Here is a 22,597-nt window from a genome sequence, read left to right on the forward strand (position 1 = left end):
TTCGGACGATGCCGGGAATGGAACATTTGAAAGCTAGGGCGAAAGAACTGCTGAAAGGATTCAAGGGCGACAGGTACGCGTTTGGCCTCGGGGTCCTCGACAAGGTCGGCGAGTTTGCTTCCGAGTTCGGTAGGAGCGCGCTTGTGGTGGCGAACCGCGCCGACTGGTTCAAGCACGTGGTGGACCCGGTGGTGGAATCTCTTGCCAAGAGAGGCGTGAAGCTCGCGGGAGACCGGATCGTCCCGGACGCAGCCCCCAACGCGCCGAGGGAGGACGTGTACCGCATCACCACGTACGTGCTTCAGTTCAAGCCGGACTGCCTCGTCGCAGTGGGAGGTGGCAGCACCATCGATGCTGTCAAAGCGGCGAACGTGTTGGCGAATCTCGGCGCATACGAGCCGGAGATCGACCCGTACTTCGGCACGGGGCAGGTCAGCGCGGCGCTGGCCAAGACAGGCAAGCGCCTCCTGCCGATGGTGGCTGTCCAGAGCGCGGCAAGTTCAGGAGCGCATCTCACGAAATACTCCAACGTGACTGACCCCGTGGCCGGGCAGAAGAAGCTCATCGTGGACGAGGCGATAGTGCCGTCGCGCGCGGTCTTCGACTACGCGGTCACCAAGACCATGCCCAGGGGGATGACGCTTGACGGGGCTTTCGATGGGATAGCCCACTGCATCGAGGTCTTCTTCGGGATAGGCCCGCAGCAGTATGAGCTGGCGCGAGAGATAGCCGAGGTCGGCATCGAGCTTGCCGTGGCCAACATGGAGAAGGTCATCGAGGATCCGAAGAATGACGAGGTCCGCGAGGCGCTCGGGCTCGCCACTGACTTGGGCGGGTACGCGATCATGGTGGGAGGCACGAACGGCGCCCACCTCACGAGCTTCTCGCTGGTGGACATCGCAAGCCACGGGCGCGCGTGCGCCGTGATGAACCCTTACTACACTGTGTTCTTCGCGCCGGCCGTGGAGGACCAGCTTCGCGTGGTGGGCGAGATCTACAAGCGGCACAGCTACATCTCGGCGGACCTCGGGAGGCTGAGCGGTCGCGACCTCGGCGTGGCGGTTGCGGAGGGGATGGTGAACCTCAGCAAGAAGGTCGGTTTCCCGACGACGCTCGCGGAGATCCCGGGGTTTACCGACGAGCACATCGAGCGAGCCATGGCGGCCGCCAAGGACCCGCAGCTCGACATGAAGCTGAAGAACATGCCCGTGCCGCTGTCTGCGTCCCTCGTGGAGGAGTACATGAGGCCGATTCTCCTTGCGGCCAAGACAGGGGATTTCGGCCTAATCAAAAACATGAAGAAGTAGGGAACGCAGAGGAAAGCGGAGTGCGCAGCAAGGCACGTACTCGGAGCAGCACGAGCCGAGTTTGAGCATTTCTTGAGCGTTCAGGATGGGCGGTGCATCGAGATGGCGAAGTTTTCGATGGTGTTCGGGGCGGAGTCGGTGGACGTCGAGCTCCCGGCTGAGACGGTCTGTCTTTCCATGTCAGAACCCGGGCCTCTCGGGGACCCTTCGCGGGTGATCCGGGAGGCTCTCGCGAGGCCCATAGGTTCGCCGGGCCTCGTGGAGCTAGTGCGGCGCAAATGCGAGGGAAGGCCGGGGGCGACTGCTGCCGTGGTCATCTCTGACAACACGAGACCAGTGCCGTACCGAGGCGAGGCGGGGATCCTCGCGCCCATCGTGGACACGCTCATTGAGACGGGGATCGAGCCGGACCGGATCACGGTGATAGCGGCCACCGGCACCCACAGGGTGCTCTCCAGGGACGAGCTGGAGAAGATGATCGACCCGTCGGTTCCCGCTCGCGGGGTCAGGATCGTCTGCCACGATTGCCGCGATCGCGCGAGCCTCGCTAGCCTGGGTACCACATCGCGCGGGACCCATGTGCTCATCAACAAGGCTTATCTCGAATCCGACATCAAGATCCTAACGGGGCTCGTGGAAAGCCATTTCATGGCCGGGACGTCAGGAGGGCGCAAGTCCGTGTGCCCCGGGCTCATCGGGGAGGAGAGCACGTATGTCTTTCACGGTCCGGAGTTCCTCTCTTCGCCGAACGCGCGCGATCTAGTCCTCGAAGGCAACCCCTGCCACGAGGAATCCCTAGAGGTTGCAAAGATGGCGGGGGTCGACTTCATAGTCAACGTCACCTTGAACAGCAAGTTCGAGCTGACCGGGGTGTATGCGGGAGACCTTGAGGAGGCGCACATCGCAGCCACGAAGAGACTTGCGGAATACGTGAGCATCCCGGTCGACAGGGAGTACGACATCGTCGTGACCCACGCAGGCTTTGTGGGGATCAACCACTATCAGGCCGCGAAGGCGGCAGTCGTGGCCATACCCGTGCTCAGGCCGGGCGGAAGATTGATAATGGGGGCCAACAACGTCGATGCCGACCCTGTGGGGAGCCCGACTTACAGGACCGTCCTCCATCTTCTGACGCTGCATGGGCCCGAGGCGTACATGCGCCTCATCACCAGCCCAGACTGGAGGTTCGTGCCCGACCAGTGGCAGGTGCAGATGTGGGCAAAGGTCTTCGCAAAGATCCCGATGGAGAACTTCACATACTGCGCGCCGCACATCACGCCCAGGGACGCGGCTATCCTGCCCGGGCGTGACGGCAACTTGCTCCTGCCTCCCGAGAGGCGGTACTCGCGTTCGCTTGCGGACTTGGCGCGCATGGTCGAGCTCGCCGTGGGTGAGGCGATGGAGGAGCTCAGGGCAAAGAGCGACCGTCCGAAGGTGGAGGGAGCCCATCCAACCCGTCCCACCATAGCCTACCTGAAGGACGGGCCATACGGCATCCCTGTGCGGCGCACCTGAGTGAACCCCTCTCTGGCAAGGACTGTGCTGATTTGCAGCAGGAGGGAAGCTTCCGAATCGCGACGAGCAAGAGATAAACTGGTTGTACAGCGGACCTGGATCAGCGGTCACCGCACAACGCAAAGCGGCAGGGCGGGAGAAGCCCCAGCCTCACACCTGCTGGGGCCCGCCTGCTGTCACGCGTAATGCCTCGAGGGCTGCCAGGATGGAGTTCCGCTCACCACGCCTTGTCATCTCTTCGCCCCGTTGGAACCGGGCTATGCCCTCATCGGTGTGTCCCTCCGCGGTGACCACCACATTCAGGATCGAGCCGGTCTTGAGCCCGCGAATGCGCCCGATGACGAAAAGCGCGCCGGTCTCCATGTCTGACGCGACAAGGCCGAGCCTCCTCCAGCGTTCGCGGATCTCTTGGTAGTCGTCCACATAGAAGGAGTCATGGGAGTGGACGGGGCCGACATGAAGGCGCGCGCCCGTCTTGCTCGCCGCGTCCGCGAGGGCGGCCGTCACATCCCAATCCGCCACCGCAGGAAAAGCAGGGTCTGCGTACAACGCGGTGGTGCCGTCGCAGCGGGCGGCTGCCGTTGCCACTACGAGATCCCCGAGGCCCATTCCCAGCTGCAAACCGCCGCAGCTTCCAACTCTGATCGCTACGCGCGCCCCCAGCCGGGCATGTTCCTCGAGGGCGATGCCCATCGAGGGCGCCCCACACCCGGTCGACGTCACCGTCACGGCAACCCCCTTATAGTCTCCCACCATCGTCAGGAACTCGCGATTGAACGCGACCTCCCGCGCGTTCTCAAGCATCTCGGCGATCCGCCTCACCCTCGCGGGGTCCCCGGGGAGCAGCACATAAGGGGTTGTCTCTCCCGGCCCGCACTGAATGTGTGGCTGTTTTGACATCGATCCGCACCTCCCAGCTGTCACAGCTCCTCCGGCCGTGCCGGCTGTCCAGCTTCATGTTCGTGCGAAGGCTTGAGAGCGGCAAGACGCCGCGAGAAGGCCTGTAGGAATTCCCCCTCATCGAGGACGCACTCACCGAGCTCGAGGAGCTGCCCGAGACGCGTGATCTGAGGGGGCTCGACAGCGGCCCTTTCGAGGACCGCCGGGCGTGAAAACACCTCGCGCGGCGTGCCGTCGAGGATGACCTTCCCGTCGGCCATGACGATGATGCGGGCGAAATGCGCCGCAGCGAACTCCATGTCGTGGGTTATGGCTATGACAGTCTTGCCCGCACCGCCCAGCCTGGCGACGAGCCTACCTAGCTTCTCCGTGCCAGGGTGATCCTGGCCGGTCGTGGGCTCGTCGAGGACGATGTAAGGCGTGTCCATCGCCACGATTGACGCGATGGCCACTAGTTTGCGCTGGGCGAGGCCCAGGTCATACGGATGCCTTGGGAGCAGGTCCGAGATCTCAACCTGCTCGACCGCCCACTTTACGAGCTCCTCGACCCGCTCGGTGGGGTAACCGAGGTTGCGCGGGCCGAACGCTACCTCGCGCGCGACCTGGTTCTGGAACAACTGGTCGTCTGGGTTCTGGAACACGAACCCCACGAGGCGCGCCATGGACGCTACCGTCTTCGAGCGGGTATCGATGCCGTCCACCGTGACCGAACCCGATGAGGGCTTCAACAGCCCGTTGAGGTGCTTGACGAGGGTGGTCTTGCCCGCGCCGTTTTCGCCTACGATGGCCACGGTCTCTCCTCTGCCGATCTTCAGGGATACGCCGCGGAGCGCCACTACGCCTCCTGGATATTCGAAATGCACGTCGTCAAGGACGATGCACTTGCCAGTGTCGGTCCGATCCGCGTCGACGCGGGGGCTTTCCGTGCTCAACTCTGTGCCACCTTCTTTAGCGCGGAGGCGGCGTCCTCAAGGGTCAAGGGCATCTCACCCTGCCACAGCCCCTCTCGGGCGAGCCCGCTCATCAGCTCCATGAAGCGTGGCCTTCTCACGCCGAAGGCCGCAATGTCAGCTTTGCCGAACACATCCCTCGGGCTACCGCAGGCAGCTATTCCCCCCTTGTAGAGAAGAACCACCTTCGATGCGTGGCGCGCCACGTATTCCATTTTGTGCTCTGCTACAAGGAGAGTCTTGCCGGAGGCGTGAAGCATCGCGATGATCTGCCAGATCTCGCGCGTCCCCGCGGGATCCAGTTGCGAGGTGGCCTCATCCAGCACGATTATGGGCGGATCCATCGCGAGCACGGATGCGATGGCGAGCCTCTGCTGCTGCCCGCCGGAGAGCTCGAGCGGCGAGCGCGTGCGTAGGTCCCACAGGTTGACCTTTCGGAGGGCGTCTTCAACGCGACGCATCGTCTCGTCCCTTGGAATGCCGAGATTCTCCAGACCGAACGCCACCTCGGCAAATACGGTGAGCGTGGCACCGGTGATTTGGTCAAATGGGTTCTGGAATACAATGCCCACGCGTCGCGCAAGGTTGCCGATGGAACTCTGGACGGTATCGAGCCCTCCTACCGTTACGGAGCCGTACATCTCGCCCTTGTAAAAGTGGGGCACGAACCCGGCGATGGCACAGCATAGCGTGGATTTGCCCGCTCCATTCGCGCCGATGAGGCAACACAATTCGCCCGACTGTATGCTGAGAGATATGTCCTTGAGTGCGGGTTGTGCCTGCCCTGGGTACGTATATGTCAGTGAATCGATGACGATATCCAAGACACAAACCTCCAAACAACGAATAGAGCGGTCAACGCGGCCGCAGCCCATCTCGATATTCTCTCTCCCCGGGAATCGGGTATCTCCTCCACGCGTACCCTTCGCGTGGGTGAACTGAAGCCCCTGGCTTCGATGGCTAGCGAGCGGGTCTCGAGCGAGATTATGGATCCAACCACAAGGGGACCAACAATGGGCACGTACGCCCTGAACCGCTTCATGAGTCCTCCTTCGGTCTCGAGACCCCGCGACCGTTGGGCGTCGAGGATGGCTGTGGCTCGAGCCTGCATCTGGGGCACGATCTGCATCGTCATCAGGACCACATACCCGAGCTTGCGTGACAGCCCGTGCGCCATCATCTCAGATACGAGGTCCTCGGCCTTGGTGGTTAGGATGAAGAGGACCGTGGCTGCGATTATGGTGATGAGCCGGGCCGATGTGAAAACCGCGAAATTCAGTCCCTCACGCCAGACCGTGACAGGCCCAATCCTCCAAAGCGCAGCCTTGGAGCCTGGATAGAAAAGTCCCTGAACCACGAAGATGAGGAAAACGATGAGAAAAGCTGATTTCAACACAAGGGTAGCCAGGTTTCGCGAGACCTCGGCGACGACCGCCGCGACCACGACCGCGCCGAGCAGAGACAGCACAATGCCCACGGACGGCGCGGTGAAGGCGACGACGACCACGCAACAGAAGAAGACACCTTTAGTAAGGGGGTTGAGTCTGTGAATCGCCGAATCTCGATGTACGTACGGAGTTGCCCTGCCCATTGTTACATCATCCCCGGACGGCATGTAGTTCCCGGCCGGCCACCTGCTCCACCAAGTAGATCGCCACGGTAGATCGCCACGGGACCGTCGAGTTTTCCCGCATCATCCCACCTTGGACACATTGAAGCCCGCAAAGCCGTTGCCGCCGTCGCGTCCTCCAGCTACCGACGCGCCGGTCCGCGCCTGCCTTCACGTCCGGGGCGCGAGCGTCGTTCCCCAATCGCCTTCCTTGTTAATCTCGGTCATCCTAGTCTCGGTCTCGGTCGCCGCGACGCTCGCGCCCGCCGGGATAGTATACCTGCTAGAAGTGGTTTTGGAGCATTCGGGCGCCTGCCCAGCCTGAGTGGTTCCGGCTATTCACCGCTTCGCTTGACGTCCTACTTGAACTGCGAACGATATCTTTGCGGCACGCCTTTCACGATGAGGAATGCTATGATAGCGCTCAGGATCTTGTCAATTGGCTCCGTAATAGCGCTCGCGGTGATGGCCCCCTCGATGAGTGTCTTGCCCGTGGCGTACAGGTATGCCCTGATGAAGTCCTCCCCAGCCCCGGTCACCCCGCCGTAGACATACGCGGTTATGGGCGCGGACACGATCATGCCTATCACGGCGAGGATGAGGCCGCAGACGATCGTCTTGGGGATGGTGGCATACCAGCCCTTTCTCGCAAGGAAGCCCGCGACTATGCCGAACACCACGTTTACCACGGCGTACCACAGCCAAGTCGGCGTGATGAGAAGGCCGGCTATGAGATTGGTGAGGAGCCCTACGAGTGCGCCGATCCACGGCCCTGCCAGGATGGCCGCAGTCACCGTGCCGATGGAGTCGAGGAACACGGGCAATTTCAGGCTCACAGCGATGAAATTCCCGACGAGGTTAATGCCCACTGCGACGGGGACCAGTAGCCACGCCATCGTTCCAATGCCGGACTTTACCACCCTCGGTTGCGCGGTTTGCGCCATACGATCGCCTCCTCCTTAGAAGTCTCCAACTTGCGTCTCCGGGTGTCGCGTCGTCTGCTCGATATCACCCCCCTTTGGCCAACTTGGCCAACCGGTTTGGACGGTCTGGACATGGGATCGACAGGTATTTTCTTCTATGCCGTGTCGCAAAATCCTTTCACCTGCGGCGCTCTCCGAGCACAGCACGTCTTTCCCCGCATTGCTCTCCACGAAAGGGCTGCAAGGCATATTGCACCCATCGACGAACCGTGGTATCCTATAAGCGAGATGTCCAACATCTGATATACTACAACCACGCAAGACGCGATCTTAACGTGTGTTAAGAGCAATGCCCTTAAGGGAGGAAGAGCCTGTGCGGGTGCAAAAGGGCTTCAAGCCACTCAGGGTGCAGCTGTATGAGCGCCTTCTGCGTATGATAAGCGACGGCAGCCTTCCCGTCGGAAGCAAGTTGCCCTCTGAGCCCGAGCTTGCCAGCCTCCTGAAGGTGAGCAGGAATGTGCTTCGCGAGACCTTGCTCCTGATGGAGCAGGATGGAATCATCGTGAACCAGCGCGGGGTCGGGCGCACCGTGCTTGGCGTGGCACAGGCTCCCCCGAGCACAGACATATCGCGCTTTGTGGATACAGTGGACTTTCTCGGGGCGCGCGGGGGGCGCGTAGACTGCAGCGTGATAGCGGCTTATGACCAGGAAGCGGGCTCCGTTGCAAGGAGCCGGTTGGCTCTTTCTGAAGGCGAAAGAGTGCTTGTGTTGGAGATCAGGGCCCAACTTTCGGGAATCCCGGTAGCGTACATGGTCGATTTCGTCCCTGTCAAGGTCGTTACGTTCGCGCTTGAGCGGGTGCGCCGCGACGCGCCACATTCGGCCATCCGTCTGCTGGAATCCGTCGGTATAAGGGCGGTGCGCTCGGAGGTTGAGGCGAGCGCAGTCCACCTCGGGGAGGCGGACGCGAGAAATGCACGTGTGCCGTCTGACACGCCGGCTCTCTTGCTGGAACGTGTCGCGTACGACGCTTCTGGCAGGGCGTTGGTGTATTCCCGGCACTTTCTCCTGCCCCGAGCGCCAAAGCTCCGATTCGTGGCGACCTGGCAAAACAGCCCTTGAAGCAAGCTGGACCTTGGCCGAGCGCTGCAAGACGTAGCGCTGCCGGACACAGCGGCGCCGGACACAACGGCCGAAGACATCACATATAGACATCTCTCATACGGAGAACGCATCGGACATTGATCGAACACGGAACGACCACAGCAACAACGTCAATCCGCTGAAGCGAGGGACGAGACATGGCAGTAGCTACGGAAGTGCAGCATCACATCAAGTGTAAGCCGGGGGACATAGGGAAGACGGTCCTTCTGCCGGGCGACCCGGGGCGTGCGAAACTGATAGCGAACTATTTCGAAGACGCGCGGCCCATCGCGGCAAACAGGGAGTTTCATACCTTCACCGGTAAGGTGGACGGTGTCACGGTCTCCACGATATCGACCGGCGTCGGCGCTCCCTCGGCCTCGATCACTGTGGAAGAGGCCATAAACATCGGCGCGAGAAATCTTATCCGGGTAGGTACGTGTGGTGCGCTTCAGGAGGACATCGTTCCCGGGGAGCTCATCATCGCCACAGCCGCGGTCCGTGGAGATGGCACGACCCCCGAGTATATCCCCCTCTCATATCCCGCCGTCGCTGATTTCACACTCTTGCGGGCACTGGTGGACGCCGCTGAAGAGCTTGGGATCGACTACAGACTGGGCATAGTCCGAACACACGACGCCTTCTACATCGAATCACCATTCGCGCACGGAGATTATAGGCAACGCATCAAGGTTTGGAGCGACTCCAAGGTACTTGCAGTTGAAAATGAAGCCGCAGCCATATTCGTTGTATCCAGCCTTCGTGGATGCGCTGGAGCGGCGCTGCTGGTGCCCGCAGGCAACCTTGTGACCGGCCGCGAGATAAAGAGCCCCGATGAAATCGAGAAGGGCATAGACGCCATGATCCGGGTTGCGCTGCGTGCTGCCGTGAAACTCGGATGAAGTGGGGGCGCGGCGCAGTGGGATCGGGACAGTGGAAGCCTACGGAGGTCCTCTTTAAGAACGCGCTGGTCTACAGACGGCAAGGCGACCCGTCCGAAGACCCGTTTGTGCGGGCGGACTTGCTTGTCGAGGGGAACCGAGTGCGCAGGATCGCCTATCGTCCTGAGCGTTTCGATCTTCCTTGTGACGGTCCGGGACGCGTTGTCATTGAGGGATCGAACCTCGCCTTGGTGCCCGGGTTCGTTGACGCACACACCCATTTGCTGCAAACGTTCGGTCGCGGTCTCATGGACGGCCTGCCCCTGACCCCGTGGCTGAGGCTCATATGGGACTACAAGCTGTCCTGGGACGGTTACTACTACAGCACTCTCCTCGGTGCCCTGGAAGCGCTGGCGTCTGGTACAACCTGCGTCTCCGAGATGATCACGGAATGCGCACATCCTGACGCCGTGGTGCAGGCCCTTGTGGACAGCGGCCTGAGGGCCTCTGTGGGCCTTGCCATCGCGGACTACATGGAGGGCGAGAATACCCCAGCGAGGGCCACGGATGCCGCGCTCAAACTGGCCGAGGACTTCGTCACGGCGTGGGACTGCAGGTCGGACGGCGGTGGGTCTGGCGCTGGCAAATCCCGCGTCGACAAGCCCGGCGCCAAGTCCGACGGCAACCCCTACAGCAAATCCGACCTCGGCGGCAGATTGCTCGCAAGAATCGCCCCGGTCGGCCTGCCGGCATGCACGAAGGAGCTGCTCCAGGGCGCAGTTGAGCTGTCGGGGGCGTATGGTGTGGGCATCCACATCCACGCTTGCGAGGGTCGCGCTGAGACCGAGTCAAGCTTCGCAAGGTTTGGCAAGAGTGAGATCGAGGTTCTCGATGAGTGTGAGGTGCTGTCCCCCGGTACCCAGCTGGTTCACGTGGTATGGGTGGATGACCACGACATCGACCTCATCGCGCGAAGTGGGTCCAGCGTGGTCCAATGCCCGTCCAGCAACGTGAGACTGCTTGATGGGGTGACCCCCGTCGTCAAAATGCAGAAGGCGGGCATCCCAGTAGCGCTCGGAGGGGACGGTGCGGCAAGCAGCGGAGCCTACGACATGTTGGTCGAGGGCAGGTTCGCTGCGATGTTGCAGAGGCTCACGATGGGCGACGCGTCCGTGCTCAGTCCGCACGATGTCATGGATATGCTCACGCGAAACGGCGCTCGGGCAGCCGGGTGGGTGGACCTTGGCGACCTGTCCGAGGGTTGTCTTGCCGACTTGGTCGGGTTCAATGTAGATTCCCCGCGCCTGGCAGCGACCGACTGTCACGCCTTGCTTTCCAACATAATCTTCGCCGCGTCTACACGAGACATTGAGCTTGTTATGGTTGATGGCAAGATCGTGGTCTCAAGGGGCAACCACACCGCGTTGAATGTTGGCGATGTAGTGGAGCGCGCGCGGGAGGTTCTTCGCCGCGAACGGATCCCGCGTTCCCAGGTGTGGCGGGGGAGCGGGGCATGAAACGGGCTGTGACGGTGGTGATTGTGTCTCAACCCGTCATCGGGCTCGGCGTTGCGATGATAGTCAACGCCAAACTGGGTGTCGACCCGTGGACCGTTTTCATGCAGGGATGCCAAAACGTCACGGGCCTCAGCCTTGGGCGCATTTCCCAGCTGACAACCGCCGTTCTCGTGGTAGTAAACTACCTTCTGGGCGGCGAGGTCCCGGGCCTTGGCACCCTCTTCAACGTGATCTTGGTGGGATGGTCCATTGACTTCTTCATGCCGCTTGTCGCCGTTCGGGGCGGCTCGCTGGCATTCAGGCTCGCGCTGCTACTGGGCGGCATAGTCCTCATGGCGGGCGGTATAGCGGCATACGCCCGGGCAAACATGGGGCGAGGACCGCTTGACGGGTGGGCGTTCACCGTCGGCAAGCTTCTGAAGATGGATATTGGGTCAGCGCGAATAGCCACGGACTTCCTATCGGTGTGTGTGGGATTTCTTCTAAAAGGGGAGGTAGGTATCGGAACACTGATAGCAGCAGTTCTAACAGGACCTCTTCTGCGCTTCTTCCTGACTTATGAACCTTCGGGGGGATGAAAGATGAGATCAAATCGAAGAGCCTGCGTGTGCCTCGTCGGTGTTCTGCTTCTGGCGGCGCTCGGCATCCCGCAAGGGGCCGGGGTCGATGTGTTGGCCGGTGCGGCAGCTGCAGCGGCGGCGCCTGCGAAGGCTGGTATGGTTACAGACCTGACCGGGCTTTCCGGACATGGATTCAACGACATCGCCTGGGAGGGTTTCAAGAAGGCTCAGTCCTCACTGGGAGTCGACGTCACCCTCGTGGAATCGAGAGAGCAGGCGGATTATGAGGTCAATCTCAAGAAGCTGGCCAGCGAGGGACACAACGTAGTTGTGGGAGTAGGTTTCCTGCTGACCGATGCGATCGTCAAAGCGGCTTCTGAGTTCCCTGGCGCCAAGTTCGCTCTCATAGACTCAGTGCCGGACACGATACCCGGCAACTTGCGCTGTTACGTATTCCGGGAGGAGGAGGGCTCCTTCCTAGTCGGGTTCCTCGCGGGCAAGATGACCAAGACTGGGAAAGTAGGTTTCGTTGGCGGAATGGATTCGCCACTCATTAGGAAGTTTGAGGCCGGATTCCGGGCGGGCGTGATGACGGCTAGTCCCAAGGTCAAGGTAAGTGCGGCCTATGTTGGCTCGTTCACAGACCCCGCCAAGGGGAAACAGATCGCCGACATGATGTATAACAGTGGCGCGGATATAGTGTACCAGGCCGCCGGGGAGAGCGGTCTCGGAGTGATAGACGCTGTCAAGGCTCGGCCCGATGGGTTCTATGCCGTGGGCGTGGACATGGATCAGGACAGCCTGGCGCCGGGGAAGGTTCTCACGAGCATGGTAAAAAGAGTGGATACTGCGTGCTTCGCTGCCATCGAGGATACCGTGCGCGGCAGGTTCACTTCAGGAGTTGTTTCTCTTGGCATAAAGGAAGGCGGCATAGGGCTGAGCGAGATGAGGTACACGAAGTCCAAGGTGCCAGCCCAAGTTATGGCTGAGCTTGAGAAGTACAGCAACGCGCTGCGCGACGGGAAGTTCAAGGTGCCGACCAGCCTCGACGAACTGGCCAAGTTCAAAGCACCGGCCTTCTAGCCGGTGTCTTGTGCGGTGCACGAGCATGGAGCATGTCCTGGCAGCTATTGATATTACCAAGAGGTACCCCGGGGGCGTGGTGGCGAACGACCAAGTCTCGTTCGACCTCCTCCCCGGGGAGGTCCACGCGGTGGTGGGCGAAAACGGTGCCGGCAAGACCACGCTGATGAAGATCCTTGCGGGTCTCTTAGCTCCTGATTCAGGATCAATACTGGTCAGAGGTCAGGAGGTATCCATGCGGGGGCCGGTGGACGCATACAGGCTTGGGATCGGCATGGTTCACCAGCACCTCATGCTGATACCCAGGTTCACCGTGGCCGAGAACATAGCGCTCGGCGCAGAGCCGCGCCGGGGCCTGAACATCGACCGTGCGGCGATCCGCGCGTGGGTGAAGGATCTGTCGCACCAGTACGGGTTGGCTGTAGATCCCGACGCGATCGTGAAGAACCTATCCATCGGCGAGAAGCAGCGGGTTGAGATCATCAAGGTCATGTATAGAAAGGCTGACGTCATCATCCTCGACGAGCCAACCGCCGTTCTGTCGCCGGGTGAGGTGGACAACCTTTTTAGTGTCATAAGGCTGCTCTGCCGCGCAGGCAAGTCCGTCGTGTTCGTGTCCCACAAACTGCCTGAGGTCATCGAGATAGCCGACCGGATAACCGTGCTCGCCAAGGGCAGGGTCGTGGGCACCGTAAGCCGGGGGCAAGTGGACGTGCAGGCTCTTGGCGAGATGATCACAGGGTCCGGATCACCCGATTTCGGCACGGCTCGCTCCGGGGCGGCACGCTCTGTAACAGCTGGGCCTGCAGTCGGTGGCTCTGGAGCGATTGGTTCAGCAGCAGCGGCTGGCTCGTCAGAGCGTGGCTCCGTCGCGCCTGGCTCCGCTGCGGCCGGTGGGGAAGCTAGCAGCGCTCGCCTATCCAGGCACGACCGGCAGGCTGGAGACGTGATCCTAAGGATCACGGGTCTGAGGGCCCGGGCCGCTAGCTCAGAGGCGGAGGTGCTCAAAGGAGCGACACTTGAGTTGCGGTCGGGCGAGATCCTTGGCATCGCCGGTGTTGAGGGGAATGGCCAAGCGGAACTGGTCGACGTGATTCTAGGTCTCCTGCGTCCGAATGCTGGCGAGGTAAGCATCCTCGGCCGAGATGTCACGCGGATGTCCCCCCGAAGCATAAGGGACCTGGGGGTTGCTTTAATCCCCGACGACAGGCACGAGAAGGGGTTACTGCTCGGCTTCCCCGCTTGGGAAAACATGATGCTCGGGTATGAGACGAGTGATACGCGAATCCAACGGGGCGGCGTCCTTAATATATCGGCCGCTCTGTCTAGGGCCAAGGAGTTGGCCCGCACGTTCAATCTCACACCTGCTAACGTGTATGCTCCCGCATCGTCCTTTTCCGGGGGCAACCAACAGAAAATGATCCTCGCCCGGGAGCTATCCTCGACGTTGCGGCTTGTTGTGGCAGCGCAGCCCACGCGAGGTTTGGACGTGGGATCCACCGCCTTCGTCCATTCAAAGATCGTTGAAAAGCGCGATGCCGGAGCGGGCGTCCTATTGATCTCTTTCGATTTGGACGAGATACTCAGCCTGAGTGACAGGATCGCAGTCATGTACGACGGCAGGGTCGTTGCTACGATGTGCAACGACGGCAAGGTAACGAAGGAACGTCTGGGGCTGCTCATGACCGGATTGGGTGACCGGGAGGGCGTAGCATGAGATTCTCGAGCAAGGTCGTGACTCCGGCGATTGCGGTGGGGGGATCCATCATCGTTGCCACTCTGATACTGTGGGCGATGGGGGAGCCGCCGGGCGCCTTCGGACGGGCTTTCGCGGCCGGATCCTTCGGCAGCTTCTCAAACTTCTCTGAGATGCTTGTAAAAGCAACGCCGCTTCTTGTCGCTGCGCTTGGAGTGTCGGTCGCGTTCAAGGCCGGCCTCTTCAACATCGGGGTCGAGGGGCAGATATACGCTGGCGGATTGGCCGCCGCGTATGTTGCCGCGGCCTGGCATCTGCCCGCCGGCCTCCACGCGCTGGTCGCGATGGGGGCGGGCGCGCTCATCGGCGGCATGCTCACATTGGTGCCAGCGTGGCTCAAGGTATCGAGGGGCGTAAACGAAGTCATCACTACCCTGATGGTCTATTACGTCGCGTCGTTAGCGGTTCATTATATGGTCGTCAATCCCCTGCGCGCGCCAGGGGTGGTTCCAGCCACCCGGCCAATCGCGGACACTGCCGTTCTCCCCGTGCTCGTGCGAGGCACCAGGTTGCACATGGGTGTGGTGATCGCAGTGGTACTCGGCGTGCTCCTGTGGTTCCTCATCTACCGCACGGTGTTCGGATTCCACGTGAGGTCTATTGGCGAGAACAGGATCGCAGCCGCGTATGCCGGCATCCCCGTGTCCCAGGTGGTGTATCTCTCCATGTTCTTGAGCGGAGCCGTGGCCGGCATGGCCGGGGCGATTCAGGTGCTGGGCGTGGACCACAGGTTCTTCGATCAATTCTCGCCCGGGCTTGGCTTTGACAGCATCGCGGTGGCATTGGTGGGCATGGCCCATCCCCTGGGCACGATCTTCGCAGGTTTCTTGTTTGGCGCCCTGCGGACGGGTGTGCTAGAGATGACGGTGCGTTTCGGCACGCCGAAAGCCTTGGCACTTGTGGTTGAAGGTTTGACGGTGCTGTTCCTCGCATTCGAGAGGCTGTATCGCGTCAAGCTGCTGAGGGAGGGTCGAGTCCGATGATATCCTGGGTGCTCGCTTCCGCCATTCAGGCGTCTGTGCCGTTGATACTCGCCGCAGAAGCGGGCCTCGTATCAGAACGCTCCGGCGTGGTCAACCTCGCTTTGGAAGGAATGATGCTGTCCGGTGCGTTCGCGAGCATGATCGGCGCCAGCGTTTGCGGCAATGTCTGGTTGGGCCTGCTGTGGGGGGTGGCGGTGGGCGCGGTGCTCGGGCTCGTGCATGCGTATGCAAGCGTGACATGGGCGGCGGACCAAATCATCAGCGCGACTGGGATCAACGTCGTGGCGGCTGGGGGCACGAGCTTTCTCTTGAAAGTGATCTTCCGGCATGCCGGCACATCGCCAGCCGTGCCAACCATTCCGAAGCTCTTCCCCGCCGGGATAGCTCAACTTCCAGGTGTCGGCCCGATCCTCATGAACATGACCGTGATAGACGTCTTTGCGCTAGCCCTTCCTTTTGCGCTGCTTTATTTCTACCAGCAGACCCCCATGGGGCTTCGCGTGCGGAGCGTCGGCGAGCGGCCCGATGCTGCGGAGAGCGTGGGGATTCCGGTGCATCGGGTGCGGTACGTGAGCGTTGTGGCCAGCGGCGCTCTGGCCGGTCTCGCTGGTGCCTATCTCGTGCTGGACGTATTGGGGTTCTTTCAGCAAGACATGAGCGCTGGCCGGGGATACCTCGGCCTTGTGGCGATGATATTCGGGAAGTGGAACCCGGTGGGTACCTTCCTGGCAGCGCTCTTCTTCGGGCTTGCGGACGCCGTTCAGATCGCGCTGCAGCTCAATCTCGCTGCTGCGATCCCGAAGGAGGCCTTCCTCGCGTTGCCGTACGTGCTTGCTCTCCTGGCGCTGGCAGGATTCGTTGGGAGGGCTGAGGCCCCGGAGGCCGACGGCAAGCCGTTTGTCTCGCAGAAATGACCTGCGGTGCGGGCAGGGCAACCTGGCCTCCGACCGCACGACCGCACGGCGGGGACAAAAACCGTCTCTCCTTGATCCTCTTCGGAAGGATTGCATCGACTCGTGGCGAAGATTACCGCTAACGTGGGTCGATTCATGTTAGCCGGCGCCGTCAGGACCCGTCGTGCTTCAGCGCTCTTCGACACCAAAAGCGCATGAACCCGGATCGTACGCTGCGATGCTCTACTGCCGTATCACCTCGCGCAAACCGGTGCAGTGGGTGTCCCGGGAAAGGGGGTAGTGCCTAAAAGGCTGTCAGGCGTTGACGCGGCATGTGTTCCACTCAAATCAAAGGCCGAAACATGGCTAGGCGCGGCAAGGAACCTGGAGCCGCACGAGAAACAGGCACAGAGTCACGGACAGGCCAAGAGGACGAGCAGAGAACGCGACCAAGGGAAGACGCACGGTAATGACTGATACATTGATGAAGGATGCAAGAAATACGGCGCTCGCCCAACTCACCGCAGAGATCGAGGAACTTCGCAAGGAACTCAATCGTGCCGTCCAGAGGAACCACCTGAATTTCCAGGCTGCGGCGGTTCAGGCCTTGAGCACAAGGCTCGACGTCCTCATCGCGGAATTCGTAGGGCGCCGCAAGAGCCCAGCCGGCGAGCGCTCGGGGCCGTTTCCGCCACAACTCTCCGCGGGGCTTTCCATTCAAGCCTACGGAAGTCCTGTTGTGGAAGCTTATCGAGGCTCCGCCAGATCCTTGCGGTATCGCCTGCAGGATGAGTTCAGGAGGTCCGGAGCCAATGCCATGAGGCTCCTTCCGTGGGGCATGCATCTTTGTCAGTTCTACTCTGGCAGTCAGGATCTCGTAGACGTTCTCGTCCCTTACTTCAGGGCAGGGCTGGAGCATAACGAGTTCTGCCTGTGGGTCACCTGTGAACCGTTTGGTCGGGTTATGGCAAGGGAGGCGCTGGCCCAGGCGGTTCCTGGGCTGGAAGGTTACCTCAAGAAGGGACAAATCGAGATTCTCTCCTCTTCAGAATGGTACATGAGAGGCGGCGCGTTCAACGCGGACAGCGTCATAGAAGCGTGGGCAGGCAAGCTTAACCAGGCCCTGTCCAGGGGGTTCGATGGCATGAGGTTCTCTGGGGACACGGGTTGGCTCGAGCCCAAGGACTGGGCGAGATTTGTGAGTTACGAGAACCGCGTGGACAACGTTTTACGCAGGTCCCGGATGAAGGCCATTTGCGCCTATCGTGCGGACAAATGCGGGCCGCGCGAGACCGCGGATGTGCTCCGTGAACATCGACTTGCGTTCATCAAGGACGTAGACGGATGGCGGCTTGTGTAGACTTCGGGTTGGCGAAGTGCGAGTAGAACATGGGAGGCATGGAAGGGACCGCGCCGAATAGCGAGAAGACAGCACACGCGATCCCTCCGGGAATCGCGCGCGAGCATCACCTGAGGAGGGCTTGAGGATGAGTGCGGACGGCGGTTCCAAAAACACGGGTGGCATCCGGAAAGACGATCGTCCGAATGATTGCGCGGCGAATGATGGCGTATCGAGTGGCGGCGCACTGAATGATAAGGATGGCGCAGCTGCTGGTCGAAACGATTCAGTGCGCATGGAGATTCTTCTGAGCCACGCCCTGTTGCCTGTTGGGGAGCCTGGTGTCTTTTGGGCGCTCGTGACGTTGACTGGCCTCAGCCCGAACGCCAAGGAGGCAGTTCACGGAGGCGGGGGCCGTGCGCGTCTGCCGCTCAACATCGGCCTGGTTTTGGACCGTAGCGGCTCCATGAGCGGGGAGCCCCTCGAATACGTGAAAGAGGCCGCCTGCTTTGTGGTCGACCAGCTAAGCGCGAGGGACAAGTTCTCCCTGGTGACCTTCGATAGCGATGTCGAGCTCCTCTGTCCTTCCCAGGAGGTTCAATTCAAGGACCAGCTCAAGGCCGCGATAAGGAACATCCAAAGCGGTTCGTCCACAAATCTCTCCGGAGGGCTCCTTCGCGGATATGAGGAAGTGCTGAAAGAAAACCGCGCCGGCCAGGTAAACCGCGTAGTGCTCCTGACCGACGGCATGGCAAACGTCGGCGTCACCGACCCCACCCTCCTCGGCGCCAAAGTCCGCGCCATCGAGAAAAAAGGCATATCAGTCTCGGCGGTAGGGGTTGGTAGCGCATTCGATGAAGACCTCCTGATCGCGCTCGCCGAAGCTGGGCACGGCAATTTCTACTATGTCAAGAACATTGACGAGATCCCTAGCGTGTTCCGGCAAGAGCTCACGGGCCTGCTCTCAGTCGTGGCTCAAGCGGTGAAGGTAAAGGCAACGGTTGGATTCGGGTGCAAGCTCGCTGGCGTGCTCGGGTATGAGCCCGAGCCGGCCCCCGACGGCGCGGTCCTGCACCTGCCCGATATGTACGAGGACGAGGTCAAGCGCCTCGTGCTCGAGGTCTGGCATCCTCCGCTGCCGGAGGGCGAGCACGAGGTCTTGGAGGTGTCCCTGAAATATGTAGATGCTGGGCAGGCGCTGGCCGAAGTGAGCGTCTCGGTCAAGGCCCGGCTAAGTGCCGGCTATGGTCCGCCTGAGGCGTACAAGCCCAGGTATGAAGTGGTGAAGCGGGTGGAACTCGTGAAAACCGCTCTGGCCAAAGACAAAGCTGTTGAGAAGTCCAGGGAAGGCGAGTTGAACGAAAGCAAGGCGATTCTGCAACATAGGCTGCAAGCTCTGGAGAACCTAACCCGCGACGGGCACGGCGCCGGCGATGCCGAGGTCAAAGAGGAGATCGAAAACCTCAGGAACTTGGTTCGACAAGTGGATGAGATTGAGGAGGAAAGGAAACGCCTCAAGACGCGCGGGACCCATGCCTCTCTATCGGACAATGCTGCGCCCACGCCGTCCCAAGCCACCTTTTTGAAGGAGCTACGGAGCCAGAGCTATATGACGCGCCGGGATAGGCGAGAGCCTAACACGCGTGGGGAATAGAGTCCTGACCCTCCGGCCCTCAAGACAACCTCAGGACAACGCGAGCCCTGTTGCAGGAGCCTGGGTACCCATCGAGGCTGCCTGCGCGAGCGTGCGCAAGGCCGTTGGGCTCTCCTCTGTACCCCCACTTAGTACCCCCACTTAGGAAGAGGCCGTGAGCTCGCGTCTTCTCTCACGACCATAGATGGCGCGCGCCCCGCGTTATTGCGGGATACGGCATGGGGCGGTTCGCGCTTCACAGCAAAGGTGACGCGCATCACCGGTTACGGCGCCGCGTGCGGCCCTACCCGTTCCGGACGTCGCGCGTGCAAGGGGACGGGCGACGCGCGTCACTCGTGAGGGGCATTCCGTTCTGGACCTTACGTATCAAGAGCCTATAGATGACGGACATCATCCTTCCAGCCTTGCGCGTTCCCTCCGTCACACGTCCCTCCCGCCGAGTGCCACCCGTCATGCTTCCCGCCTAATCCGTGACCAGCGTCACCCCAGGCACTCCATTCGTTACCTACGGCAACCGTCCCCCACGAAGTGTTCCGCACAGCACCTTACGACCCGGATCGGGTGACACACATCACGCGCCCGCCCTGACGCGTTCCGCAGAGCAACCTTGCGGCCGGTCGCATGACGCACATCACAAGTCCCCTCCTCATCCGTTCCCCACATCACCCGTCTTGCCGGCGTACCACGACGCGCCTCTTCCACAGGCCGGTTCGGTAGTATACGAAATTGATGACGGTCCCTGAGACTGGTCCTGCAACGATGGCGACCCACACACCTCGTAGCCCGAGGCCCGGGAGCCGAGACAGCATGGCGGCCGTGGGGACTCTCACAAGCCACAGAGAGATCAAGGTCGACAGCATGCTTGCAACTGTATCTCCAGCTCCCCGGAGCACCCCGGACAGGGTGAACATGAGGGCATAGGGTATGTAGGACAAAGCTGCGTACCTGAGGTACTCTGCGCCTATCGAGATAACATCGGCGTTCTTCGTAAACACCGAGATGAGGCTCGCGGAACCGGCCAGCACAGCGACGGACATCACCGCAGTGATGCCCCCACCGAGGATAACCCCCCAGCGCACGCTCTCGGATACCCTGTCGTCCCGTCCCGCGCCGAGGTTCTGTCCCACCAGGGACGTCACCGCGATCCCGCTGCTCATGGCGGGCATGAACGCAAACTGGTCAAGTCTGAGCCCGGCTCCGTAGCCAGCCATGGCTATGCTTCCGAAGCGGTTTACTATTGAGTTGACCGCGAGGCCGCTCAGCGAGACTAGCGTCTGTTGGACCCCCGCAGGGAGGCCGATTCGAGTGACAAGGCCTAGAAGCGGCAAGTCCAATCGCCACCAATCATGTTCGATGCTCAGCAGCCCAGAGACCTTGTGCAAGTGAATGAGGGCGATAACCGCGGAAAAAGCCTGCGCAAGTATGGTTGCAAGCGCGGCGCCCGCCACTTCCATGCGCGGGATCGGACCCGCGCCCAGGATGAAGATCGGGTCCAGGATTATGTTCGTGACCGTAGCGTACGCGAGGAAACGGAGGGGCGTCCTCGAATCGCCCAGGCCCCTCAGTATGGCGCTCGCGGCATTGTACAGGAACATACCCACCAGTCCTGCCAGGAAGATCACAATGTAGTCGGAGGCGGGCTTGAAGACGTCCGTGGGGACGTTTATGAGCCGCAAGAGGGCGTCCCTGCTAAGGACACCGATGATCGACAAGATTATCCCGATCTCTGTCAAGGATACCAGGGAATTCGTGACCACGTGGCGCATTCTCGCATGGTCGCCTGCTCCGTAAAGCTGCGCTACCAACACCGTGACCGCCACGGTGAGGCCGAGGACCAGTGAGATCAGGGAGAAAATGACGGGCGAACTTACCGATACGGCGGCGAGCGCCTGGGGACCAAGATACCTACCGACCCAAAAGCTGTCAACCGTGTTGTATGCCGCCTGGAGGAAGTTTCCAAGGAGTAACGGTATGGAGAACGTTATGAGGTGCCGCGGTATGCTGCCTTGAGTGAAATCGGTCGAGCCTGAATCCATCGATCTACAGATTCTCCTCAATAGTAAGATAGGGAGCCCGGGCAAGCGCCAGGGGTCACGGGCTTGCCCAATGCTCAGCTTGGCATGGGACGCCGGGGCTAGGGGCCATGCTCGCCCCCTTCAAGGCTTTTGGCCTTGCTCTCCAGGGACGGGGCGTTTGCCGTGCGGCTCTTTCGAATCTGGCGTGCGAGAACGGCCAAAGCCTCCGCGCCGCGTCGTGCGGGCGCAGGCACCTTGACACCTTCGTTCGAAGGAACAAATCAAAACCTATGGCGCCGCACCCAGATGACTCATATCTGGCAGCGCCATCGCCAGACTACAAAAACTTCTCCACAGATGCGCCTTTCCCTGCCGCGGGAGTGCCAATCTACCCACTTGATCAACCTCATCTCATCCTCATCCCATCTCATCGTATTCCGTTTCAGCTTGCCTTACTCTCGCCTCGTTCGACTCCGCTTGATCTGGCGCCCGGCGCTCCGGGCAGCCTGCACCCCGTTTCCAGAAATGCATCCGACCGAAACCACGGCAGCGTCTCACATGAGAGTGCGCCCGAGTTTGTCCCAGCCATACATAGGATGTCCACTACGGCCTTCCAGCCGAACCGCTCCTGTGGTATGCTCGAAGAGACGGCAGGATGTCAGCCGGGGCAACATGTTCCGGACGCTGGTTGTTCAAAAGAAGCGAGGCCCGGGGCGGCGCCAGGCTCTAGCCCAAGCGATGGTGCCGGCGATCCACCCACGAGGTTTGCCAGGCCAGGAAAGGTGACTAGGGTTGCTGTATTTCTTGCTGCCCGCTTACAACGAAGAAGGGAACATAGGCCCCCTATTGGACAAGATACGTGCGCTCAGTGGGCAGCTTCCCCGGTACCGGGTGTTAGTCGTGAACGACGGCAGCACTGATGCTACTATGGAAAGGATACGTGAAAGAGACGGCCTCATGCCTATCGACGTGGTCACCCACGAGACCAACCAAGGGCTTCCGGCATCGCTTCGGGACGGGATCGCGGCTTTCCTGGCAGCGGCCTCCAACGAGACGGACGTCCTCGTGACAATGGACGCAGACAACACGCATGAACCAGGCCTTGTCCCTCAAATGCTCGGTAACCTTCAGCCTCCTCATGATGCCGACATAGTCATCGCATCCCGCTATCAGAGGGGAGGGCAGGAGATCGGCCTCTCGTTGCCGAGGCGCGTCATGAGCCGGACCGTCAATCTAATGTTGAAGGCGTTCTTCGATATCCCGGGAGTCACTGACTATACTTCCGGCTTCAGGGCGTACCGGGCCGAGGCCTTGCGACGCGTTGCTGGAGCGTACGGTCCGCGCCTCATTGAGTCCACCACGTTCAGCGCAACTGCGGAGCTGCTCTTGAAGCTTCGTAGCGTCGGGGTGAAGGCGCGGGAGGTGCCGCTGGTCCTTCGGTATGATCAAAAGCGCGGTCAAAGCAAGATGAGGGTCGCGCGAACGATCTTGGATTACTTCCGGATGATGGTTCGGGTGGCCGCCGCTCGGAGGCGTGCCCCAGGGGCGACCGGGAGATGAGGCGGAGA

At 61.2% G+C, this 22,597-nt stretch carries 19 protein-coding genes; 13 read left to right on the top strand and 6 right to left on the bottom strand.

Features of this window, described 5'->3' with window-relative positions; translation table 11 throughout:
- The first annotated feature begins 17 nt into the window (after nucleotides 1–17).
- Nucleotides 18–1,307: an iron-containing alcohol dehydrogenase gene (locus GX515_09300; GenBank protein HHY33192.1), complete on the top strand. Its 1,290-nt coding sequence runs from the start codon at nucleotides 18–20 to the stop codon at nucleotides 1,305–1,307.
- Between the two features lie 102 nt (nucleotides 1,308–1,409).
- Nucleotides 1,410–2,822, top strand: coding sequence for a nickel-dependent lactate racemase (gene larA, locus GX515_09305; protein ID HHY33193.1), 1,413 nt, complete (start codon nucleotides 1,410–1,412; stop codon nucleotides 2,820–2,822).
- A 150-nt stretch (nucleotides 2,823–2,972) separates the two neighbouring features.
- On the opposite strand, the gene GX515_09310 is transcribed toward larA, so the two are convergent.
- From GX515_09310 to GX515_09330, 5 genes are all read right to left on the bottom strand, one after another.
- Complete coding sequence (locus tag GX515_09310; GenBank protein ID HHY33194.1) at nucleotides 2,973–3,722, bottom strand: nucleoside phosphorylase; 750 nt, start codon at nucleotides 3,720–3,722, stop codon at nucleotides 2,973–2,975.
- A gap of 20 nt (nucleotides 3,723–3,742) precedes the next feature.
- Entirely contained in the window at nucleotides 3,743–4,600 is an 858-nt protein-coding gene (locus GX515_09315) for an ABC transporter ATP-binding protein (protein HHY33195.1), read from the bottom strand.
- Nucleotides 4,601–4,650: 50 nt separating this feature from the next.
- Nucleotides 4,651–5,496: an ABC transporter ATP-binding protein gene (locus GX515_09320; protein ID HHY33196.1), complete on the bottom strand. Its 846-nt coding sequence runs from the start codon at nucleotides 5,494–5,496 to the stop codon at nucleotides 4,651–4,653.
- Nucleotides 5,472–6,263 (bottom strand): energy-coupling factor transporter transmembrane protein EcfT, encoded by a 792-nt coding sequence (locus GX515_09325; protein HHY33197.1) that lies wholly within the window; start codon nucleotides 6,261–6,263, stop codon nucleotides 5,472–5,474. Before GX515_09325 ends, GX515_09320 begins: the two co-directional genes overlap by 25 nt.
- Nucleotides 6,264–6,640: 377 nt before the next feature.
- Entirely contained in the window at nucleotides 6,641–7,225 is a 585-nt protein-coding gene (locus GX515_09330; GenBank protein HHY33198.1) for an ECF transporter S component, read from the bottom strand.
- A 352-nt stretch (nucleotides 7,226–7,577) separates the two neighbouring features.
- Here GX515_09330 and GX515_09335 point away from each other — a divergent pair, with 352 nt between their 5' ends.
- The 10 genes from GX515_09335 to GX515_09380 all read left to right on the top strand — a co-directional run bounded on the left by GX515_09335 (nucleotide 7,578) and on the right by GX515_09380 (nucleotide 19,014).
- Nucleotides 7,578–8,327 (top strand): GntR family transcriptional regulator, encoded by a 750-nt coding sequence (locus GX515_09335; protein ID HHY33199.1) that lies wholly within the window; start codon nucleotides 7,578–7,580, stop codon nucleotides 8,325–8,327.
- 179 nt (nucleotides 8,328–8,506) lie between these two features.
- Nucleotides 8,507–9,250, top strand: coding sequence for a nucleoside phosphorylase (locus GX515_09340; GenBank protein ID HHY33200.1), 744 nt, complete (start codon nucleotides 8,507–8,509; stop codon nucleotides 9,248–9,250).
- A 17-nt stretch (nucleotides 9,251–9,267) separates the two neighbouring features.
- Nucleotides 9,268–10,746, top strand: a complete 1,479-nt coding sequence (locus GX515_09345) for an amidohydrolase family protein (protein HHY33201.1) — start codon at nucleotides 9,268–9,270, stop codon at nucleotides 10,744–10,746.
- Nucleotides 10,743–11,324 (top strand): hypothetical protein, encoded by a 582-nt coding sequence (locus tag GX515_09350; GenBank protein ID HHY33202.1) that lies wholly within the window; start codon nucleotides 10,743–10,745, stop codon nucleotides 11,322–11,324. The genes GX515_09345 and GX515_09350 overlap by 4 nt, the downstream gene beginning before the upstream one ends.
- Nucleotides 11,325–11,327: 3 nt before the next feature.
- Complete coding sequence (locus GX515_09355) at nucleotides 11,328–12,389, top strand: BMP family ABC transporter substrate-binding protein (protein ID HHY33203.1); 1,062 nt, start codon at nucleotides 11,328–11,330, stop codon at nucleotides 12,387–12,389.
- A 25-nt stretch (nucleotides 12,390–12,414) separates the two neighbouring features.
- Nucleotides 12,415–14,106, top strand: a complete 1,692-nt coding sequence (locus GX515_09360; protein HHY33204.1) for an ABC transporter ATP-binding protein — start codon at nucleotides 12,415–12,417, stop codon at nucleotides 14,104–14,106.
- A complete protein-coding gene (locus GX515_09365) occupies nucleotides 14,103–15,128 on the top strand; it encodes an ABC transporter permease (GenBank protein ID HHY33205.1) in 1,026 nt (341 codons plus the stop codon). Before GX515_09360 ends, GX515_09365 begins: the two co-directional genes overlap by 4 nt.
- Nucleotides 15,125–16,042 (top strand): ABC transporter permease, encoded by a 918-nt coding sequence (locus GX515_09370; GenBank protein ID HHY33206.1) that lies wholly within the window; start codon nucleotides 15,125–15,127, stop codon nucleotides 16,040–16,042. The genes GX515_09365 and GX515_09370 overlap by 4 nt, the downstream gene beginning before the upstream one ends.
- Before the next feature lie 448 nt (nucleotides 16,043–16,490).
- On the top strand, nucleotides 16,491–17,381 hold the full coding sequence (locus tag GX515_09375) for a Spo0E family sporulation regulatory protein-aspartic acid phosphatase (protein HHY33207.1): 891 nt from the start codon (nucleotides 16,491–16,493) through the stop codon (nucleotides 17,379–17,381).
- Nucleotides 17,382–17,508: 127 nt separating this feature from the next.
- The gene (locus GX515_09380) at nucleotides 17,509–19,014 is read left to right on the top strand and encodes a VWA domain-containing protein (protein HHY33208.1); all 1,506 of its coding nucleotides are present in this window, start codon (nucleotides 17,509–17,511) and stop codon (nucleotides 19,012–19,014) included.
- A gap of 662 nt (nucleotides 19,015–19,676) precedes the next feature.
- Here GX515_09380 and GX515_09385 read toward each other — a convergent pair.
- A complete protein-coding gene (locus GX515_09385) occupies nucleotides 19,677–21,050 on the bottom strand; it encodes an MATE family efflux transporter (GenBank protein ID HHY33209.1) in 1,374 nt (457 codons plus the stop codon).
- Between the two features lie 771 nt (nucleotides 21,051–21,821).
- Here GX515_09385 and GX515_09390 point away from each other — a divergent pair.
- Nucleotides 21,822–22,589, top strand: coding sequence for a glycosyltransferase family 2 protein (locus GX515_09390; protein HHY33210.1), 768 nt, complete (start codon nucleotides 21,822–21,824; stop codon nucleotides 22,587–22,589).
- Nucleotides 22,590–22,597 lie beyond the last annotated feature (8 nt).

This window comes from Bacillota bacterium, from assembly GCA_012842395.1.
In the GTDB taxonomy this organism is placed as follows: Bacteria; Bacillota; SHA-98; order UBA4971; family UBA4971; genus UBA6256.

Bases quoted from the DNA above. Each gene is read 5' to 3' on its own strand.
- GX515_09380 (HHY33208.1), top strand. From the start codon at position 17,509: ATGAGTGCGGACGGCGGTTCCAAAAACACGGGTGGCATCCGGAAAGAC.
- GX515_09370 (HHY33206.1), top strand. From the start codon at position 15,125: ATGATATCCTGGGTGCTCGCTTCCGCCATTCAGGCGTCTGTGCCGTTG.
- GX515_09350 (HHY33202.1), top strand. From the start codon at position 10,743: ATGAAACGGGCTGTGACGGTGGTGATTGTGTCTCAACCCGTCATCGGG.
- GX515_09365 (HHY33205.1), top strand. From the start codon at position 14,103: ATGAGATTCTCGAGCAAGGTCGTGACTCCGGCGATTGCGGTGGGGGGA.
- GX515_09355 (HHY33203.1), top strand. From the start codon at position 11,328: ATGAGATCAAATCGAAGAGCCTGCGTGTGCCTCGTCGGTGTTCTGCTT.
- GX515_09300 (HHY33192.1), top strand. From the start codon at position 18: ATGGAACATTTGAAAGCTAGGGCGAAAGAACTGCTGAAAGGATTCAAG.
- GX515_09375 (HHY33207.1), top strand. From the start codon at position 16,491: ATGACTGATACATTGATGAAGGATGCAAGAAATACGGCGCTCGCCCAA.
- larA (HHY33193.1), top strand. From the start codon at position 1,410: ATGGCGAAGTTTTCGATGGTGTTCGGGGCGGAGTCGGTGGACGTCGAG.
- GX515_09340 (HHY33200.1), top strand. From the start codon at position 8,507: ATGGCAGTAGCTACGGAAGTGCAGCATCACATCAAGTGTAAGCCGGGG.
- GX515_09325 (HHY33197.1), bottom strand. From the start codon at position 6,263: ATGGGCAGGGCAACTCCGTACGTACATCGAGATTCGGCGATTCACAGA.
- GX515_09310 (HHY33194.1), bottom strand. From the start codon at position 3,722: ATGTCAAAACAGCCACACATTCAGTGCGGGCCGGGAGAGACAACCCCT.
- GX515_09360 (HHY33204.1), top strand. From the start codon at position 12,415: ATGGAGCATGTCCTGGCAGCTATTGATATTACCAAGAGGTACCCCGGG.
- GX515_09385 (HHY33209.1), bottom strand. From the start codon at position 21,050: ATGGATTCAGGCTCGACCGATTTCACTCAAGGCAGCATACCGCGGCAC.
- GX515_09330 (HHY33198.1), bottom strand. From the start codon at position 7,225: ATGGCGCAAACCGCGCAACCGAGGGTGGTAAAGTCCGGCATTGGAACG.